The sequence below is a fragment of the Streptomyces sp. TM32 genome (genome assembly GCF_004122755.1).
Lineage (GTDB): Bacteria > Actinomycetota > Actinomycetes > Streptomycetales > Streptomycetaceae > Streptomyces > Streptomyces sioyaensis.
On the sequence record NZ_SDIG01000157.1, the window covers coordinates 1 to 15,554 of the forward strand.

17 protein-coding genes are annotated in these 15,554 nt (G+C 70.7%); 8 read left to right on the plus strand and 9 right to left on the minus strand.

The features are described 5' to 3' along the window. Positions 1-134: 134 nt before the first annotated feature. Positions 135-608 (minus strand): ArsI/CadI family heavy metal resistance metalloenzyme, encoded by a 474-nt coding sequence (locus EST92_RS25915; RefSeq protein WP_129283210.1) that lies wholly within the window; start codon positions 606-608, stop codon positions 135-137. Between the two features lie 78 nt (positions 609-686). On the opposite strand from EST92_RS25915, the gene EST92_RS25920 reads away from it, so the two are divergent. Next, a complete protein-coding gene (locus EST92_RS25920; protein WP_129283197.1) occupies positions 687-1,088 on the plus strand; it encodes a metalloregulator ArsR/SmtB family transcription factor in 402 nt (133 codons plus the stop codon). 123 nt (positions 1,089-1,211) lie between these two features. On the opposite strand, the gene EST92_RS25925 is transcribed toward EST92_RS25920, so the two are convergent. The 3 genes from EST92_RS25925 to EST92_RS31690 all read right to left on the minus strand — a co-directional run bounded on the left by EST92_RS25925 (position 1,212) and on the right by EST92_RS31690 (position 3,443). Further along, entirely contained in the window at positions 1,212-2,627 is a 1,416-nt protein-coding gene (locus tag EST92_RS25925) for an amidase (protein WP_129283198.1), read from the minus strand. 331 nt (positions 2,628-2,958) lie between these two features. After that, positions 2,959-3,282 carry a hypothetical protein gene (locus EST92_RS25930; RefSeq protein WP_129283199.1) on the minus strand — a complete coding sequence of 108 codons (324 nt, stop codon included), beginning with the start codon at positions 3,280-3,282 and terminating at the stop codon, positions 2,959-2,961. Next, a complete protein-coding gene (locus EST92_RS31690; RefSeq protein ID WP_174244137.1) occupies positions 3,279-3,443 on the minus strand; it encodes a hypothetical protein in 165 nt (54 codons plus the stop codon). Before EST92_RS31690 ends, EST92_RS25930 begins: the two co-directional genes overlap by 4 nt. Positions 3,444-3,546: 103 nt before the next feature. On the opposite strand from EST92_RS31690, the gene EST92_RS25935 reads away from it, so the two are divergent. Then, positions 3,547-4,188: a TetR family transcriptional regulator gene (locus tag EST92_RS25935; protein ID WP_129283200.1), complete on the plus strand. Its 642-nt coding sequence runs from the start codon at positions 3,547-3,549 to the stop codon at positions 4,186-4,188. 174 nt (positions 4,189-4,362) lie between these two features. Here the strand turns inward: EST92_RS25935 and EST92_RS25940 are convergent, their stop codons facing one another. Beyond that, positions 4,363-5,610, minus strand: coding sequence for a M6 family metalloprotease domain-containing protein (locus EST92_RS25940; protein ID WP_129283201.1), 1,248 nt, complete (start codon positions 5,608-5,610; stop codon positions 4,363-4,365). Positions 5,611-6,104: 494 nt separating this feature from the next. On the opposite strand from EST92_RS25940, the gene EST92_RS25945 reads away from it, so the two are divergent. Beyond that, complete coding sequence (locus EST92_RS25945; RefSeq protein WP_129283211.1) at positions 6,105-6,743, plus strand: TetR/AcrR family transcriptional regulator; 639 nt, start codon at positions 6,105-6,107, stop codon at positions 6,741-6,743. Between the two features lie 213 nt (positions 6,744-6,956). After that, positions 6,957-8,483 (plus strand): MFS transporter, encoded by a 1,527-nt coding sequence (locus tag EST92_RS25950; protein WP_129283202.1) that lies wholly within the window; start codon positions 6,957-6,959, stop codon positions 8,481-8,483. A 182-nt stretch (positions 8,484-8,665) separates the two neighbouring features. Here the strand turns inward: EST92_RS25950 and EST92_RS25955 are convergent, their stop codons facing one another. Beyond that, positions 8,666-9,163: a MarR family transcriptional regulator gene (locus tag EST92_RS25955; protein ID WP_129283203.1), complete on the minus strand. Its 498-nt coding sequence runs from the start codon at positions 9,161-9,163 to the stop codon at positions 8,666-8,668. A gap of 460 nt (positions 9,164-9,623) precedes the next feature. Between EST92_RS25955 and EST92_RS25960 the strand changes: the two genes are divergently transcribed. Then, the gene (locus EST92_RS25960; RefSeq protein ID WP_129283204.1) at positions 9,624-10,187 is read left to right on the plus strand and encodes a pyridoxamine 5'-phosphate oxidase family protein; all 564 of its coding nucleotides are present in this window, start codon (positions 9,624-9,626) and stop codon (positions 10,185-10,187) included. A gap of 77 nt (positions 10,188-10,264) precedes the next feature. Here the strand turns inward: EST92_RS25960 and EST92_RS25965 are convergent, their stop codons facing one another. The 3 genes from EST92_RS25965 to EST92_RS25975 all read right to left on the minus strand — a co-directional run bounded on the left by EST92_RS25965 (position 10,265) and on the right by EST92_RS25975 (position 12,202). After that, entirely contained in the window at positions 10,265-10,813 is a 549-nt protein-coding gene (locus tag EST92_RS25965) for a PPOX class F420-dependent oxidoreductase (protein WP_129283205.1), read from the minus strand. Positions 10,814-10,877: 64 nt separating this feature from the next. Then, on the minus strand, positions 10,878-11,423 hold the full coding sequence (locus tag EST92_RS25970; RefSeq protein ID WP_129283206.1) for a hypothetical protein: 546 nt from the start codon (positions 11,421-11,423) through the stop codon (positions 10,878-10,880). Positions 11,424-11,608: 185 nt separating this feature from the next. Further along, positions 11,609-12,202 carry a GNAT family N-acetyltransferase gene (locus tag EST92_RS25975; RefSeq protein WP_129283207.1) on the minus strand — a complete coding sequence of 198 codons (594 nt, stop codon included), beginning with the start codon at positions 12,200-12,202 and terminating at the stop codon, positions 11,609-11,611. Positions 12,203-12,389: 187 nt separating this feature from the next. Here EST92_RS25975 and EST92_RS25980 point away from each other — a divergent pair, with 187 nt between their 5' ends. The 3 genes from EST92_RS25980 (at position 12,390) to pfkB (ending at position 15,473) form a co-directional block, all read left to right on the plus strand. Beyond that, positions 12,390-13,391 carry a sigma-70 family RNA polymerase sigma factor gene (locus EST92_RS25980; RefSeq protein ID WP_129283208.1) on the plus strand — a complete coding sequence of 334 codons (1,002 nt, stop codon included), beginning with the start codon at positions 12,390-12,392 and terminating at the stop codon, positions 13,389-13,391. Positions 13,392-13,746: 355 nt separating this feature from the next. Continuing rightward, a complete protein-coding gene (locus tag EST92_RS25985; RefSeq protein WP_129283212.1) occupies positions 13,747-14,529 on the plus strand; it encodes a DeoR/GlpR family DNA-binding transcription regulator in 783 nt (260 codons plus the stop codon). Then, entirely contained in the window at positions 14,526-15,473 is a 948-nt protein-coding gene (pfkB, locus tag EST92_RS25990) for a 1-phosphofructokinase (RefSeq protein WP_129283209.1), read from the plus strand. The genes EST92_RS25985 and pfkB overlap by 4 nt, the downstream gene beginning before the upstream one ends. Positions 15,474-15,554 lie beyond the last annotated feature (81 nt).

Consider the following 15,554-nt stretch of genomic DNA (forward strand, 5'->3'; position numbering starts at 1 on the left):
GGGTTGGGGGTTGTAGATCTGGGGTGTTCCTGGAGGGGTATGCGGACGGCTGGATCACCTTGCAGGAGCGCCGTCCGTCAGGCGCCGGCGGCTCGGCCTTCGTGCGAGGCGCGGCATGCCCCGGGCGGGGCCGGTCAGCTGCTGCCGCAGGTGCAGCCGGAGGGCGGCTCGGCGGGCTCGGCGGCGGATTGGCTGCCGCAGCAGGCGTCGCTGCCCGGGATGTCGCTCCTGCCCATCTGGCCGGCGTCGGCCTTGACGACGTAAACCTCCCAGGGTTCCTTGCCGGGGCCGTGCACCCAGACCTTGTCCTGGAGGGCGTAGCAGCAGGAGGTGTCGTTCTCCTCGAAGGTCGCGAGCCCGGCTTCCGTCAGGCGGTGGGTGGCGGCGTTGACCTGCTCGGTGGAGTCGACCTCGACGCCGAGGTGGTCCAGGCGGGTCTCTTGGCCCACCCCGCCTTCAATGAGGACGAGCTTCAGTGGCGGCTCGACGATGGCGAAGTTGGCGTATCCGGGGCGGCGCTTGGCCGGTTCGACGCCGAACAGCTTGGAGTAGAACTCCACCGACGCGTCAAGGTCGGGGACGTTGAGGGCGAGCTGCACACGGGACATGACGACCTCCCAGCACGTTGCATTGATGTTCATCGATATAAGCTTGCGCCTTGAATCGAAGTTCGTCAACATAGACGCATGTCGAATCAAAAGCCTCAGGTGCTCGACCGGACCCAGGAGTGCTGCCCAGGGCTGCTGACCGCGCCACTGGACGAAGAGCAGGCCACCGAGCTGTCGAAGGTCTTCAAGGCCCTCGCCGATCCGGTGCGGCTGCGACTGCTGTCGATGATCGCCTCCGGGGCCGGCGGCGAGGTGTGCGTGTGTGATCTGACGCCCGCCTTCGACCTGGCCCAGCCGACGATTTCCCACCACCTCAAGCACCTGCGGCAGGCCGGACTCATCGACTGCGAACGCCGCGGGACCTGGGTGTACTACTGGCTGCTGCCGGAGATGACCGACCGCCTCGCCGGCATCCTGACCCGGCCCGCCGGCCCGGCCCTCGCCCAGCCCGCCCGGACGCCTGCCGGGGCGGCCTCCTGACCGTGAAAGCGATGGCGGAGACCGCGCCTGCGGGGCCGGTCGCGGCCGCGACCTTCGGCGCAGCATCCGGCCAGTCTCCGGCAGGCGTCGTCGGCCCCCTCATCGCCGCCGCACGCCGGCCGGTCAGAGCGCCGGGTGTCGTTCGCGGACCCGGCTTACGGATTCCAGAAGAGCGCCGAGGCGGAGCAGGGTGGCCTCGTCGTACCACTTCGTCACCAGTTGCACTCCGACCGGCAGCCCCTCGGGGCTTGAGCCGAAGGGAACTGAGAGTGCCGGCAGGCCGGTCAAGTTGAACGGCACGGTGGCGCGCATGACGTTCCAGGGGGGCACCGTCACTCCGTCGACGTCGTACTCGGTCCGGCCGTGAAGGGGGGCGGGCATGGTCACGACGGGGCACAGCAGTGCGTCGTAGCGTGCGAAGTACGTCGAGAACGCCGACTTGAGGACTTCGACGGTGCGTTGCGCCGTCACGTACTCGGCCAGCGGGACGTCCGGCAGCGACAGCGTGTGCCGGAGCACCGCGTGCAGTTCGTCCTCCCGGCCCGCCGTGTGTTCTTTGAAGTACGGAAGGATTTCCGGGAGGAAGAGGGTGGCGCTCAGTTGCGTGCTGTCGCAGGCGTCCAGCTCCGGCAGACCTGCTTCCTCCATGTGGCAGCCGGCGTCCTCAAGCGCTTTCGCGGCGGCGGCCACGGTTGCCGCCACCGCGGGGTCCACCGGGCCGAAGCCGGGCCGCACCAGCCATCCGATCCGCAGGCCCTCCCGCGAGGCCGAAACCTCCGCGGGCGCGGCCGCGACCGGGATGTCCACGGCGTAGCCGTCCAGCCCATCGGGGCCGGCGAGTACCGCGTAGGCCGACTCGATGTCCCGGACGGTGCGGGCCATCGGGCCCACGTGCCAGTAGCGGCGCAGGATGTCCGGCCAGTGGCCGGTGAAGGGGATCCGGCCATGGGTCGCCTTGAGGGCGACGATGCCGGTGTAGTGGGCCGGTCCGCGCATCGAGATCGCGACGTCGCTGCCGAGGCCGAGCGGCGACAGCCCCGCCGCGATGGCTGCCGACTCCCCGCCGCTCGACCCACCGGGGGTTCGCTCCGGGGCCCAGGGGTTGAGGGAGCGGCCGGAGACGAGGTTGTCGCTCTCCGTCCAGTAGGAGAACTCCGGCAGGTTGGTCTTCCCGATCGGGATCGCGCCGGCCGCCTTGAAGCGGGCCACCGAGGTTGCGTCCCGGTCCGGCACGTGGTCGGCGAACAGCTGCGAGCCACGCATGGTGCGGATCCCGGCTGAATCGAGGGAGTCCTTGATGGTGAACGGGACGCCGTGCAGCGGTCCCAGCCGCTTGTCGTGCATGACCGCCTCGGTCGCGGCCTTCGCAGCAACCAGGGCCTGTTCGGCGGTCACCGTCACCACGGCGTTGAGCTTCGGATTGGTCTCCTCGATCCGGTCGAGGTGCGCCTGGACGACCTCCAGCGGGGACAGTTCCCGCTTTTGGATCCGAGCGGCCAGATCGGTGGCGTCCAGGAAGCAGATGTCGGTCGGCGTCATCGGCATTCACCACACGGAACCATGGACATCTGAACTCCCTTGGCTTGATTCGAATGTGTGTTTGATAACGCTACCTGGGGGTGGGCGGCCCGATCGGCAGCTGACTGCCGGGAGGTCGAGGTCTAGGTATTTCCCGACTTCCCGGATCTCTCGGCTGGGGCAAGTGCTCCTCGGTGGGGGCGGGTTGGGCCCCGGGCATGCCGATGGCGGTGGTCGGGAATCGACCACCGCCATCGTGGTACCGGACGCCATCGTGGTGCCTGATGCCGCGGTGCGAGGGGCGCGTCGTCGCGGTCGTCGCCGCGGTGATCGCGTCCTCGTGCGGCGGGTGTCAGCCGCCGATGTGCCAGCTGACCGTGCCGTCCGTTGTGGTGAGGAGGGCGAGGAGGAGCAGGTCGACGGCGCCGAGGGCGATGCCCAGGAGGGCGCGGCCGCGGCGGTTGGTGCCGCGGGCCAGGGCCAGGCCGCCGAGGGTCAGGGCGCAGGGGCCGAGGAGGAGGTTGAGGACCAGGGTGCCGAGCAGGCCGAGGACGAAGGAGGCGACGGCCATGCCGTCCGCGTGGTCGCGGAGGCGGGAGGCGGGGCGCTGCGGGGTCTCGGCTGTTGTGGCCGGTGCGGGCGTGGTCGTCCGCGCGGTCTGGCTGAGCGTGGTCATCGGGAGGTCACCTCGTCCTGGTGGCGGCGTTCGCGGAGGAAGAAGACGAGCAGCCAGCCGGCGATGACGGCGGCCGCGACGAGGGTGACGGGGACGGGGAGGTGTGCCGCGGTGCCCAGCATGATCCCCATCAGGAGAAGGGCTGCGACGAGGAAGAGCATGATCTTCCTTTCCGATTCCAGAGGACAGTTGTTCACTCAGTTCCCTCAGTCTACGACTGCGCAGGAGTGGAGTAGTTCGGAGAACGGTTGTTTACTGGATGACATGAGTCACAGTCTTGGAGTCCGGCAGGCCCAGAAACAGAAGACCCGTCAGGCGTTGCTCGATGCGGCCCTCGGACTGCTGGAGGAGCAGAGCCTGAGCAGCCTGGGTCTGCGGGAGGTGACGCGGGTGGTGGGGATCGCCCCGACCGCGTTCTACCGGCACTTCCGCGACATGGGTGAGCTGGGCGTCGTGCTGGTCGAGGAGGCGTTGGGGAGCCTGCACGTGATGGTGCGGGCGATCCTCGCCGAGCAGGACGGGGCCGAGGAGCGGATCGACCGTACGGTCGCGGTCGTGGAGCAGCACGTCCGCCGGTATCCGCTGCACATCCGGTTCGTCGCACGCGAGCGGCACGGTGGCGTACGGGCCGTACGGCAGGCCATCGCGGGGGAGCTGGACCGGTTCGCGGAGGAGGTCGCGGCGGCGCTCAAGGCCCAGCCGGTGTCGGAAGGCTGGTGCGATGACGATGTGCGGATGCTGGCGGAGCTGTATGTGGACCGGCTGGTGACGACGGCCGCGGCACTGCTCGACGCCGAGGCGGACGGGCTGGAAGGCGCGGCCGAGCAGGTGGTCCGGGTTGCGCGGCGGCAACTACGGCTGATCAGCATCGGCCGGCGGCACTGGCGGGACGAGCACCAGGAGTAGGGCCTGTCGGCCGTATGCGTCAGGTCTCGCCTGGCTCGCGACTCCCGGCCTGCGGTGCCTGGGAAGCGGTGCCTGGCCTGCGGGGGCGCCTGGACGCGATGCGTGGCCGTGATGGCTGGGTCGCGATGCCTGGTGCGCGTCCGGCTGTGGCTCGTCCGCGCGCCCGGGGGTGCGTCAGTCGCGTGCCGGGGTCACCCGGACGCGATAGGTGCCGTCGGGGTTTTCCGTGAGGACGGTGACGGCCGCGCCGCTGGTGCGGTCGGTGAAGGTTTCGCCGGGGCCGAAGGTGGCGTCGGTCAGCTCCGGGTCGACGTATTTGTTGTCCCGGTAGCAGCCGCCGCTGCGCGGGGTGGCGTCCACGATGCGGAGCGGGCCGCGGCCGGAGGGGACACGGGTGGCGACGCGGTAGATGAGGACGCCCGGTTGGCAGACCGCCGGGTCGAGCAGGCCGCGGATGCGGGCCTCGACGACCAGCGCGGTGCGGGACGAGGTCGGGATGACGACGATCTTGGTGCCGCCGGGGGTGGAGATGGGGGTGAGGGTGTGTTCGCCGGGGGTTCCGTGGCGTGGTGCGCAGTGCACCTGCTCGGTGGAGAGCCAGCCGAGCTTCCACTTGTGCCAGCCGACGAAGTCGTTGCTCGGCCCCCAGTCCTCGTCCATCGGGTCCCAGTGCCCTACGGGGGGCGAGGAGTCGCGGTCGTCGGTGAAGTAGAGATCGGGCAGGCCGAAGCTGTGGGCGTTCTCGTGATTGAGGACGCGGAAGGCGCTCGTCCCGATTTGCCGGCTCCAGATGAAGGACGCGTTGCGGAACGGCACCCCGTCGGCGGTACGCAACCCCATGTCGCCGCCGCTGAAGGTGACCGACAGGACCGTACGGGTCGCGGGCGGGCCCGCGTTGGGGGTGGCGATGACGTTGATGACGTCGTAGTCGCGGAAGTCGACGAGCGGGTCGACCGCGCGGACCACCTCCCGGGAGAGGGCGTGGTAGCCGCCGTCCGAGCCCGGGTCGAAGCTGGCGCCCCGCCCGATGCCGTACGCCGCGAGCGGCCGTGACATACGGAGCCACCGGAACAGCGGTATGGGGCGGTAGGTCAGCCTGCCGTACGAGCTGACGCGGAAGTACTCCGTCGCGGCGGGGAAGAATTCGGCGAAGCGGGCGCGGGGGGACAGGGTGGCGTGGGCGTCCGGGAAGTCGATGAAGAGGGTGAGCGCCCGTACGCGCCCGGATGAACGGGCGAAACCTGTCGGGGTGTCCGCGGATTCGGCGACGTCGTCGCTGATGCCGCGCAGGGCACACGGGCCGCTCGGTGGGGAGCCGGGCCCGGTGGGTATGGCCACGGCGCTGGGCGGTGAGCCCAGGGCTATCGCCGCGGCCGCGGTCACCGCTCCCGCGGCCAGAACCGCGGATACCTTGTGCTTCATATCGATCACCTTGTGTCGACGGGTGATCGCTCGCGCGCGGGGTTACGTCAACCGGAGTCATGGCGGGGCCGGATGGGTCGATCCGGACGCGGAGGGGCCCCACCTGCGCCGGACGCGTAGGGACCCAGCCGGGCCGGGTGGGTGGGGTGGGGCGAGGTGTGGTTCAGGTCACGACGGGGCGTGAAATATCCGGGGAGGGCGTCCCCGTTTAACCAGACGTCGGATGAAGCGGGGAGCGTTTCCCCGGTTCGGTGCGCAGGGGGACGGAGAGGTCCCCGCCACCGGTCGTCTGACACCTGATGCCCGACGCCTGATGCCTGGCACCTGACCGGGTGCTCAGGGAGGTGCCGAGAACGCTGAGAGACGAGAGGAGCCAGCTCGTGGCCGCCACCACCGCTTGTGCGCAGTCCGGGAACGAGCGCCCCGGGAAGGAGCGGTCCCGGAGCGAGCGGCCCGGGAAAGGGCAGTCCGAGAAGGGGGAGCAGCAGCCCCGTCTGCGGGCCGATGCCCTGCGCAACCGGGAGCGGATCATCGCGGCCGCCCGCGAGACGATGGTCGAGTTCGGGGCCCAGGTCCCGCTCGATGAAATCGCTCGACGCGCGGGCGTCGGCAATGCGACGCTCTACCGTCACTTTGCGGATCGTCTGGAGTTGATCCACCACGTCACGCTCTCCGTCATGTCCCGTACCGCGGACCGAGCGGAGCGTGCCCTTGCCGAGGAGTCCGATGCTTTCCAAGCGCTGAGGCGCTTCGCCCACGCCGCGGTGGAGGAGCGGATCGGGGCGCTGTGCCCCCTGCTCTCCGACGGCGTCGACCGCGACCACCCCGATCTGCTCGCGGCGCGCGATCGTCTGGAGGCGGCCATCGAGGCCGTCATGGGCGCCGCACGCGACAGCGGCCAGCTGCGTACCGACATCGCGGTCGGCGATCTGATGGTCGCGATCACCCAGCTGACCAGGCCGTTGCCCGGATGGGGGTCCCCTCGGACGGAGTCCGGGGGAGGCTGCATGGACTTCGACAAGTTCGTGCACCGGCATCTGCAACTGTTCCTGGACGGTCTGCAGACGCCCGCCCGCTCCGAACTCCCCGGTGCCGCAGCCACCTTGGAGGACCTGAGGCGGCGGCGCTCGTGACCCGGGCGAACGCCATGCCGTAGCGCCTCACCTGCCGTAGCAGCTCGCCTGCTGAAGTGCCTCGCCCGTCCCGCCGTCCCGTCGATTCCTCCTTCCCGTCGTCCTGTCGTCCCCTCCTGTCGTCCCGTCCTGCGTTCCCCGCGTCCCGTCGGCCGCTCGGTGCGCCGGTCCTTCGCTCCTGTTCGCTCACTGCACCACTAGGTGGATCCCGCCATGCCTGAAACAGCCACATACGTCGATCCCCGGCGCTGGAAAGCGCTGATATTCATCGCGCTCGCCCAGTTGATGGTCGTGCTCGACGCGACCATCGTGAACATCGCGCTGCCCTCCGCCCAGGAGGATCTCGGTATCACCGACGCCAACCGGCAGTGGGTGATCACCGCCTACGCACTGGCCTTTGGCGGGCTGCTGCTCTTCGGCGGACGCGTCGCCGACCTGTGGGGACGCAAGCGGACCTTCATCACCGGACTCCTCGGCTTCGCGATCGCCTCCGGGCTCGGCGGGGCCGCCGCCGACCAGGCGATGCTGATGGGGGCGCGGGCGCTCCAGGGGGTCTTCGGCGCACTGCTGGCCCCGGCCGCGCTGTCCCTGCTGGCCGTCACCTTCACCGAGGCCAAGGAGCGCGCCAAGGCGTTCGGCATCTTCGGCGCGATCGCCGGTGGTGGCGGCGCCGTGGGTCTGATCCTCGGCGGGGTGCTGACCGAGTACCTGAACTGGCGCTGGACCTTCTTCGTGAACATCCCGTTCGCCGTGGTCGCCGCGACCGGTGCCCTCCTGGTCGTCCGCGAGCCCGCGGAGAGCCGTAACACCTCCCGGCTGGACGTCCCCGGCGTCATCCTGGCCACCCTCGGCCTGGTCTCGCTGGTCTACGGCTTCACCCGCGCCGAATCCGACGGCTGGCTGGCCGGCCCGACGCTCGGCCTGTTCGCCGCGGCCGCCGTGCTGCTGCTGACGTTCGTGCTGGTCGAGTCCAAGGTGAAGGCGCCGCTGCTGCCGCTGCGGGTGGTCGCCGAGCGGAACCGCGCGGGCATCTACGCCTCGCTGGGCCTGGCCGTGATCGGCATGTTCGGTCTCTTCCTCTTCCTGACCTACTACCTGCAGATTGTGAAGGGCTACACCCCGGTGAGGACCGGCCTGGCCTTCCTCCCGATGATCGTCGGCATGATCACCGGCTCGACGCAGATCGGTGCCCGGCTGATGACCCGGGTCCGGCCGCGGCTGCTGATGGCGCCCGGCTTCACGGTCGCCGCGCTCGGCATGCTGGTGCTGACCCAGATCGACCTGGACACGTCCTACCCGGCGCTGATCCTGCCCGGCTTCCTGCTGATGGGCCTCGGGATGGGTACGGCGTTCATGCCGGCCATGTCGCTGGCCACGCACGGCGTCCAGCCGCGCGACGCCGGCGTCGCCTCCGCGATGGTCAACACCTCGCAGCAGGTGGGCGGCGCGATCGGTACGGCCCTGCTGAACACCATCGCGGCCAGCGCCACCACCGCGTACGCCACCTCGCACGCGGCCGGCGCCCGCTCGCTCGACCTGCTCAAGCTCCAGTCGATGGTGCACGGCTACACCACCGCCATCTGGTGGGCGGTCGGCATCCTGGCCCTGGCCGGCGTGATCGCCTTCACCTTCATCAACACCGGGCGGCCCGGTGGCGGTTCGCCGGTCGCCTCCTCGCAGGACGGCGCGGGCGCGGCGCTGGGCGAGGACGAGGTACCGGTGCCGGTCATGGCGCACTGATCCGACGGGAACGGTGCACTGATCTGCCAGGGATGGCGCACTGATCAGGTAGGAGGGCGGTCGAGGGGCGGTCGGCGAGCCGATGCCCCGGCCGCGCTCTTACCGCATTCCTACCTCACTCATACGTACGCCGGGGCGTCCCGGACTCCTAGGTGCCGGCTTCTTCCGGCTCCGCCGAACCGTCAGCGGAGCCAGGGGAGGTCGGCACCTTTCGGCTGCAGCCCCTCGGTCATGACCTGGCAGATCTCGGCCAGTTGACCGACCTGTTCAGGGGAGAGCCGGTCGAAGATCGCGGCGCGTACGGCCGCGACATGACCCGGGGCGGCCTTCTCCAGGACCCGCATCCCCTCGTCCGTGAGGTGGGCGTTCTGGCCCCGCTTGTCGGAGGAGCAGTTCTCCCGCTGCACCCAGCCGTTCCGCTCCAGACGCGCGATCGCGTGGGAGAGCCGGGAGCGGGTGATCTTGGCGTTCTGGGCCAGCTCGGTCATCCGCATCCGCCGCCGGGGCGCGCGGGAGAGCTGGACGAGCAGGCCGTAATACACATGCGGCATTTTGGCGTCGCGCTGCAGCTGACGGTCGAGGTGATCCTCCAGGAGCGTGGTGGCGTGCAGGTAGCACTGCCAGGCGTATTGCTCCTCGTCGCTGAGCCAGTGCGGCTCGGCTGCGGCTGCGTTGCTCATACCATCCACTCTCTCACCACTCGGAGAGTTATTTAAGCTTTAACAACGTCGCTTTGGTGAGACTGTGGTGCGACGCTTGAAGATTCATTCATCGGTTTTCGACGGCTGAATGTTCCCCCCGTACCGACCTGCCTACTGCCCAGTGTGACGCCGCGACGTTGTGATGAGCGTAATGCCGGTCGCGGGGTGCATACCCCACCCGTGGAGATGCTCCCGGGCGCCGTGGGCTCCTGCGGGCGGCCGGGCGTTCCGGGCGGAGCATGATCGATGGGCTGTGGCGGGGCCGGCGAAGCAGGTGGGGCAGTCGGTGTAATCCGGCTGTTCCCAATATGCCGTGTGTGGTGGGCGGTTGGGCCGGCCGGTCGCATCCTTACCGGACGGGAGCGGCGCATCCGTACGGACGGGAGCAGCGCATCCATACCGGACAGGAGGTGTCGGGTATGGCGGGGAGGGTGCTGCCATGACGAGTGAGAGCGCGGGCGTCGAGGGTGTGGCGGGCAGTGCGGCGGAGGGCAGCGGCCGGGGTGATGCGGTCGGCTGGGCGGTGGTGGAGGAGGGGGAGCCGGAATTCGCCGGGTGGGTGCGGAAGCGGTTCGGGGCGTATCCGCACCATGTCCTGGCGACCCTCCGGAAGGGCGGGGCGCCGCGGCTCACCGGTCTGGAGGCGGACTTCCGTCATGGGGAGTTGTGGCTGGGCATGATGGTGGGCTCGCGCAAGGCGCTCGATCTGCGGCGCGACCCCCGGTTCTCCCTGCATGCCAATCCGGGGCCGGACGCCGGACTTGCCGACGGTGACGTCAGGGTGTCCGGGCGGGCCGTGGAGGTGACCGACCCCGACGTGGTTGCGCGCTACGCGGCGGAGGTGACGCCGCCGGAGCCGTTCCATCTCTTCCGGGCGGAGCTGACGGAGGTGGTGCGTACGTACGTCGAGGACCCGTATGTGGTGCTGGTGAGTTGGGCACCGGCCCGGCCGCTGCGCACGATCCGGAGGACGTCGGACGACGCGGCGGTGCGGGTGGAGTGACGGTGGGGTCAGAGGCGGGCCGGCAGTGGCCGTGGCCGTGGCAGTGGGGGCAGCGGCGGGTGGTTGCCGGGGCCGGCTCAGCCGACGTTGCGGGCTCGGGTGCCGTCGGCGTCCGGTTCGAGGTGCCAGCTGATGATGCGCCGTGGATGGACGCGGATCACGTCGTTGCTGAAGAAGTCGGGCGCCATCGGGGGCGCGGCGAGGGTCAGCACTTCGGCGCGGCCGCGGATCTCCACGCCGCGGCCCCAGCCGGGCGCGATCGGGTCGTCGGCCGGCGCCATGTCGTCGATGAGCAGGGAGACTTCGGGGCGGGCCTGGGCGTTGCGGTACTTCTGGCTGCGGTGCAGCGCGGGCCCGCCGATGTCGAGGGTGTCGTCGTCGTTGAGGACGAAGCCGACCGGGCGTACCTGCGGTCCGCCGTCCGGCCCGGTGGTCGCCAGGCGGGCCAGCGGTTGGCCGGCGAGGTACGCGCGCTCCTTGGGAGTGAAGACGTGCGCGGCGGTCGCGGGAGCGCCGGCGGGCCCCGTGGTGGCGGCGTCCGGGGGCGAGGTGTCCGCGGGCGATGTGTCCGGTGTCGGTGTCGGCTCCGCTGTCCGCTCCGGCTTCGGCTTCGGCTTCGGTGTCATGGCGGTGACGCTAGATCCTCAATTGCGATTGAGGTCAAGGGGTTCCTCGACGCCCTCGGGTGGCTCAGTGGGTGGCCACGGGGAGGCGGTGGTTCCGGTGGGGCTTGTGGGGGCGGTGTTCGCCGTGTGGCTCGCGGACGCGGTGGGTGCGGAAGACGTAGAGGGAGGCGACGAACATGACGGCGCCCATGGTGAAGCCGAAGGCGCACGACTTGAGGATGGCTTCCCCGCCGAGGCTGTAGCACCATCCCAGTGCGCCGCCGAAGAGCACCCCGTAGGCGATCGCCCGGGTCTCGGTGAGCAGGGACGACTGGAAGTGGGCCACCACCAGCCCGAGCGCCCCGGAGACCACGAACGCGGCCAGCCCGTACAGCATGGCCGGGCCGCCCTTGGTGCCGTCGGTGTGGGTGCGGAAGATGGTGAAGAGGCCGAAGGCGAGTGCGGTGATGATCGGCAGCGATACCTTCGCCGGGATCCGCCCCGCCATTCCCGGGGGCCGCTGCGGGGCGCCGGCCCGGCCGGGTGCGGGGGCCGTCGCGCCGTGTTCGGTCTCCACGGTGCCGTGCGAGCGGGCTGCCCTCGCGCCATGCCGCTGAGCGATGTGGTCCATGACGGGCTCCTCTCGGTTGCCCCGCTGCCTTCCTGTACAGGCGACACCCGGGCGTCGCCCGCGTCAACCGGAGCGGCAGGAAGAGAACGGCGGGCAGGGAGCCGGCGTGCGGGATTTTCGCCCGGCGGGCCGGTCCGCTTCGGCCCAGGTCCTTTCCGTCCAGGTCCTTTCAGTCCGGGTCCTTCTCAGTCCAGGTCCTTCTGGTACCAGGCCACGTCCCAGTAGCGGCCGAATTTGCGGCCCACCTCCGTGTACGTGCCGATGTGCCGGAAGCCGAAGCGGGTGTGGAGGCGGGCGGAGGCCTCGTTCGGCTGGGTGATCCCGGCGTAGGCGCGATGCACGTCCTCGCCGGCCAGTGCCTCGAACAAGGCCTGGTACAGCAGCGTGCCGACGCCCCGGCCGGCGGCGTGCGGCGCGCAGTAGACGGTGACCTCGACGGAGGGGGCGTAGGCGGCCTTCGGGCGGAACGCGCTGCTGGTCGCGTAGCCGAGCAGCGCGCCTCCCGGGGACGGCGTGTCCGCGACGCCGGGTTGCGGTGCGGCGTCCGGTCCGTTATGTGGGATTTTTGCCCATTCTGTCGCCTCCTGGGCAACCAGAAGCCGGTGCGGGCCGTCTTGGGGGTGGGAGAGCAACCACGGGCGGCGCTGTGCGGGGGTGAAGGGCTCCGTGTCGAACGTGATGCAGGTCTCGCGAATGTAGTGATTGTAAAGATCGGTAAGGGCCGTGAGGTCCGCTTCGGTGCCCGCTCTGACCTGCGCTTCCCCATGTTCCCGCAGCATGTGACCTCCCTGGTGGCGCCGCAGGGTACTGCATGATCAGAAAAATAGCGGGGCGGCGTGGGAATTCTGTCCGGATTCCAGCCGTTGTTTCCTTCGGACGGGCCACTCGGCAAGCATCGGGTTTCCGATGGACGATCCGGCCCGCCCCACCGTCCCGCGACCGACTCATCGCAAAGGGAGCACACGCATGGCAACCCGTGCCGTCGCCCGGCGTCAGGAAAGCACCAGCACTTCTGACGGGGCCAACAGTGTTCGCGCAATAGGCGGGGAGATCGCCGACCGCGACCTGGTCGGCATGTACCTCGACGAGATCGCGCGTACGCCACTCCTCGACGCCGCCAAGGAGGTCGAGCTGTCCCAGACCATCGAGGCGGGCGTATACGCCCAGCAGATCCTGGACGGGGAGGTCACCGACGGCAATGCCGCGGGTGCCGACCCCGAGGAGCTGGCGGCGTTGGCCGAGGAGAGCGCCAGGGCCAAGGACGTCTTCATCCGCTCCAACCTCCGGCTGGTGGTCGCGGTCGCCCGCCGCTACCCGCGCGCCGGGCTTCCCCTGCTCGACCTGATCCAGGAGGGCAACGCCGGCCTGGTGCGTGCCGTGGAGAAGTTCGACTACGCCAAGGGCTTCAAGTTCTCGACGTATGCGACGTGGTGGATCCGCCAGGCCATCACCCGTTCCATCGCCGATCAGTCGCGCACGATCCGGCTGCCCGTGCACCTCGTCGAGGAGCTGGGCCGGATCCGCCGGGTGCAGCGCGAGTTCAACCGCGAGAACGGCCGCGACCCGGAGCCGGCGGAGGTCGCCGGCGAGCTGGGCTCCACGCCCGCCCGTGTCACCGACGTCCTCGACTGGGCGCGCGACCCGGTCAGCCTCAACATGTCGGTCGACGACGACGGCGACACCCAGTTCGGCGATCTGCTGGAGGACACCTCCGCGGCCTCGCCCGAGCAGTCCGTCCTGACGCTGCTGCGCAGTGAGGAGCTGGAGGACCTGATAGACCGGCTCGACCACCGCACCGCCTCGATCATCAAGGCCCGGTACGGCATCGAGGACGGCCGCGAGCGCACGCTGACCGAGGTCGGCAAGCAGCACGGCCTGACCCGCGAGCGGATCCGCCAGATAGAGAAGCATGCGCTGCTGGAGCTGAAGCGGATGGCCCGCGACACCGGGTTCGACGCGGCCGCATAGCGCGACAGGCGAGTTGGCGCGGCCGCGACGACTCGTGGAGGACGAGCCCCGGTGCCCTTTCGGCGTCGGGGCTCCTGTGTGCCCGGGTCGGGGGCCGGGAGCCGTCTGCTCAGGGGAGGGGCTTGTGTCCGCCGCGGGCCAGGAGGCCCCGGAATCGCGCAGCCCACCCCACCTCCTCAATCGCGCGGCCCACGCCACCGCCTCATCTCACCCCACCTCCTCATCCCGCCCACCCTCCCGCACAGCGATGTCCGTTTGAGTCCACCTGAAGCCCGCTTCCGTTTACTTTTCAGATGTCCAGGCGTAGCATCCCGCTGAAACCACAAGTTCGGGCATGGAACGGATGCGCGCGCAGATGTATGCACCGGAACGCCAGCAGGAGATCCTGCGGCTCGCCCGTGAAGGCGGGCGGGTCGATGTGCTCTCCCTCGCGGAGGAGTTCCAGGTCACCGCCGAGACCGTGCGGCGTGATCTGAAGGCGCTGGACCGGGCCGGCCTGGTGCGCCGGGTGCACGGCGGGGCCATTCCGGCCGGCCGCCTGGACTTCGAGCCCGACCTCGCCGAGCGGGACGCCGTCGCCGCCGACGAGAAGCAGCGCATCGCCCGGGCGGCACTCGCCGAACTCCCCGGTGGCGAGGGCGGGATCGGCAGCTCCGGGAGCGTGATCCTGGACGCCGGCACGACCGTCGCCCGGCTCGCCGCCGAGATCCCGCTGGAGGCCGAGCTGACCGTCGTCACCCACGGCCTGCCGGTCGCCGCGCGGCTGGCCGACCACCCCGGCCTCACCCTCCATCTGGTGGGCGGCCGGATCCGGCACCGTACCCGGGCCGCGGTCGACGACTGGGCGCTGCGCGCCTACCGCGAGATCAACGCCGATGTGCTGTTCCTGGCGACCAACGGCTTTTCCCCCGACGGCGGTCTGACCACCCCCGACCTCGCGGAGGCCGCCGTCAAGCGGGCGCTGATCGCCGCCGCCCGCCGTGTCGTCCTGCTCGCCGACTCCGCCAAATACGGGCAGCAGCACTTCGCCCGCTTCGGCGAGCTGTCGGACGTGGATCTGCTGATCACCGACACCGGCTTGAGCCCCGACGACGCCCTCGCCATCGAGCGCGCGGGCACGGAAGTAGTACGTGCATGATCCTCACCGTCACCCCCAACCCCAGCCTGGACCGTACGTACGAGATCCCGGCGCTGGACCGCGGGGCCGTGCTCCGGGCCACCGCCGACCGGATCGACCCCGGTGGCAAGGGCGTCAACGTCTCGCGGGCGGTCGCCGCCGCCGGACACCGCACGCTGGCCGTACTGCCGCTGGGCGGTCCCGCGGGTGCGGCGCTGGCCGGGCTGCTGGGAGCGGAGGGCATCGAGGTCGCCGGGGTGCAGGTGGCCGGGCAGACCCGCTCCAACATCTCGGTGGTCGAACCCGACGGCACGCTCACGAAGATCAATGCGACCGGCCCCGAGCTGACCCCCGAGGAGTCGGGGGCTCTGCTGCGGAGCGTCGGCGAGCGTTCGGCGGGAGCCGACTGGATCGCCTGCTGCGGCAGCCTGCCGCGCGGTCTGGCGGCCGAGTGGTACGCCGAACTGGTCGCCCGCACCCACCGCGTTGGCGCCCGGATCGCCCTGGACACCTCGGGCCCGTCGCTGGTGGCGGCGCTGCGCGAGCGCCCGGACGTCGTCAAGCCCAATGCCGAGGAGCTGGCGCAGGCCGTCGGCCGCCCGCTGGCGACCCTCGGCGACGCGGTCAAGGCCGCCGAGGAGCTGCGCGCCTGGGGCGCCCGCGCCGTACTGGCCTCCCTCGGGGCGGACGGCCAGCTCCTGGTCGACGAGGGCGGCGTCCACTACGGCAGCGCCCCGGTCGCGGCCGTGCGCAGCAACGTCGGCGCGGGCGATGCCTCGCTGGCGGGCTTCCTCACGGCGGGCGGTACGGGACCGGCGGCGCTGGCCGCCGCGGTGGCGCACGGTGCGGCCGCCGTTCAGCTGCCCGGCAGCCTGATGCCGACGCCGGCCGACCTGGAAACGGCGGCGGTCACGGTGACCGGGGACGTACCCCTCGACCGGCTGCTGACGGAGCCGTTGCCATGACCGCCGAGCCGGCGGCCGGCGCCATGACGTCCGCTCGTGCTGCTGGTGCCCCCGGCCCGTCAGCCCCAGTCCCCCCCAGCC

Excerpts from the sequence above, each read along its gene's own strand:
- EST92_RS25970 (WP_129283206.1), bottom strand. The coding sequence starts at position 11,423 with ATGGACCACATCGCTCAGCGGCATGGCGCGAGGGCAGCCCGCTCGCAC.
- EST92_RS25955 (WP_129283203.1), bottom strand. The coding sequence starts at position 9,163 with ATGAGCAACGCAGCCGCAGCCGAGCCGCACTGGCTCAGCGACGAGGAG.
- EST92_RS25920 (WP_129283197.1), top strand. The coding sequence starts at position 687 with ATGTCGAATCAAAAGCCTCAGGTGCTCGACCGGACCCAGGAGTGCTGC.
- EST92_RS25940 (WP_129283201.1), bottom strand. The coding sequence starts at position 5,610 with ATGAAGCACAAGGTATCCGCGGTTCTGGCCGCGGGAGCGGTGACCGCG.
- EST92_RS25980 (WP_129283208.1), top strand. The coding sequence starts at position 12,390 with ATGGCAACCCGTGCCGTCGCCCGGCGTCAGGAAAGCACCAGCACTTCT.
- EST92_RS25950 (WP_129283202.1), top strand. The coding sequence starts at position 6,957 with ATGCCTGAAACAGCCACATACGTCGATCCCCGGCGCTGGAAAGCGCTG.
- EST92_RS25985 (WP_129283212.1), top strand. The coding sequence starts at position 13,747 with ATGTATGCACCGGAACGCCAGCAGGAGATCCTGCGGCTCGCCCGTGAA.
- EST92_RS25935 (WP_129283200.1), top strand. The coding sequence starts at position 3,547 with ATGAGTCACAGTCTTGGAGTCCGGCAGGCCCAGAAACAGAAGACCCGT.
- EST92_RS25925 (WP_129283198.1), bottom strand. The coding sequence starts at position 2,627 with ATGACGCCGACCGACATCTGCTTCCTGGACGCCACCGATCTGGCCGCT.
- pfkB (WP_129283209.1), top strand. The coding sequence starts at position 14,526 with ATGATCCTCACCGTCACCCCCAACCCCAGCCTGGACCGTACGTACGAG.
- EST92_RS25930 (WP_129283199.1), bottom strand. The coding sequence starts at position 3,282 with ATGACCACGCTCAGCCAGACCGCGCGGACGACCACGCCCGCACCGGCC.
- EST92_RS25915 (WP_129283210.1), bottom strand. The coding sequence starts at position 608 with ATGTCCCGTGTGCAGCTCGCCCTCAACGTCCCCGACCTTGACGCGTCG.
- EST92_RS25975 (WP_129283207.1), bottom strand. The coding sequence starts at position 12,202 with ATGCTGCGGGAACATGGGGAAGCGCAGGTCAGAGCGGGCACCGAAGCG.
- EST92_RS25965 (WP_129283205.1), bottom strand. The coding sequence starts at position 10,813 with ATGACACCGAAGCCGAAGCCGAAGCCGGAGCGGACAGCGGAGCCGACA.
- EST92_RS31690 (WP_174244137.1), bottom strand. The coding sequence starts at position 3,443 with ATGCTCTTCCTCGTCGCAGCCCTTCTCCTGATGGGGATCATGCTGGGC.
- EST92_RS25960 (WP_129283204.1), top strand. The coding sequence starts at position 9,624 with ATGACGAGTGAGAGCGCGGGCGTCGAGGGTGTGGCGGGCAGTGCGGCG.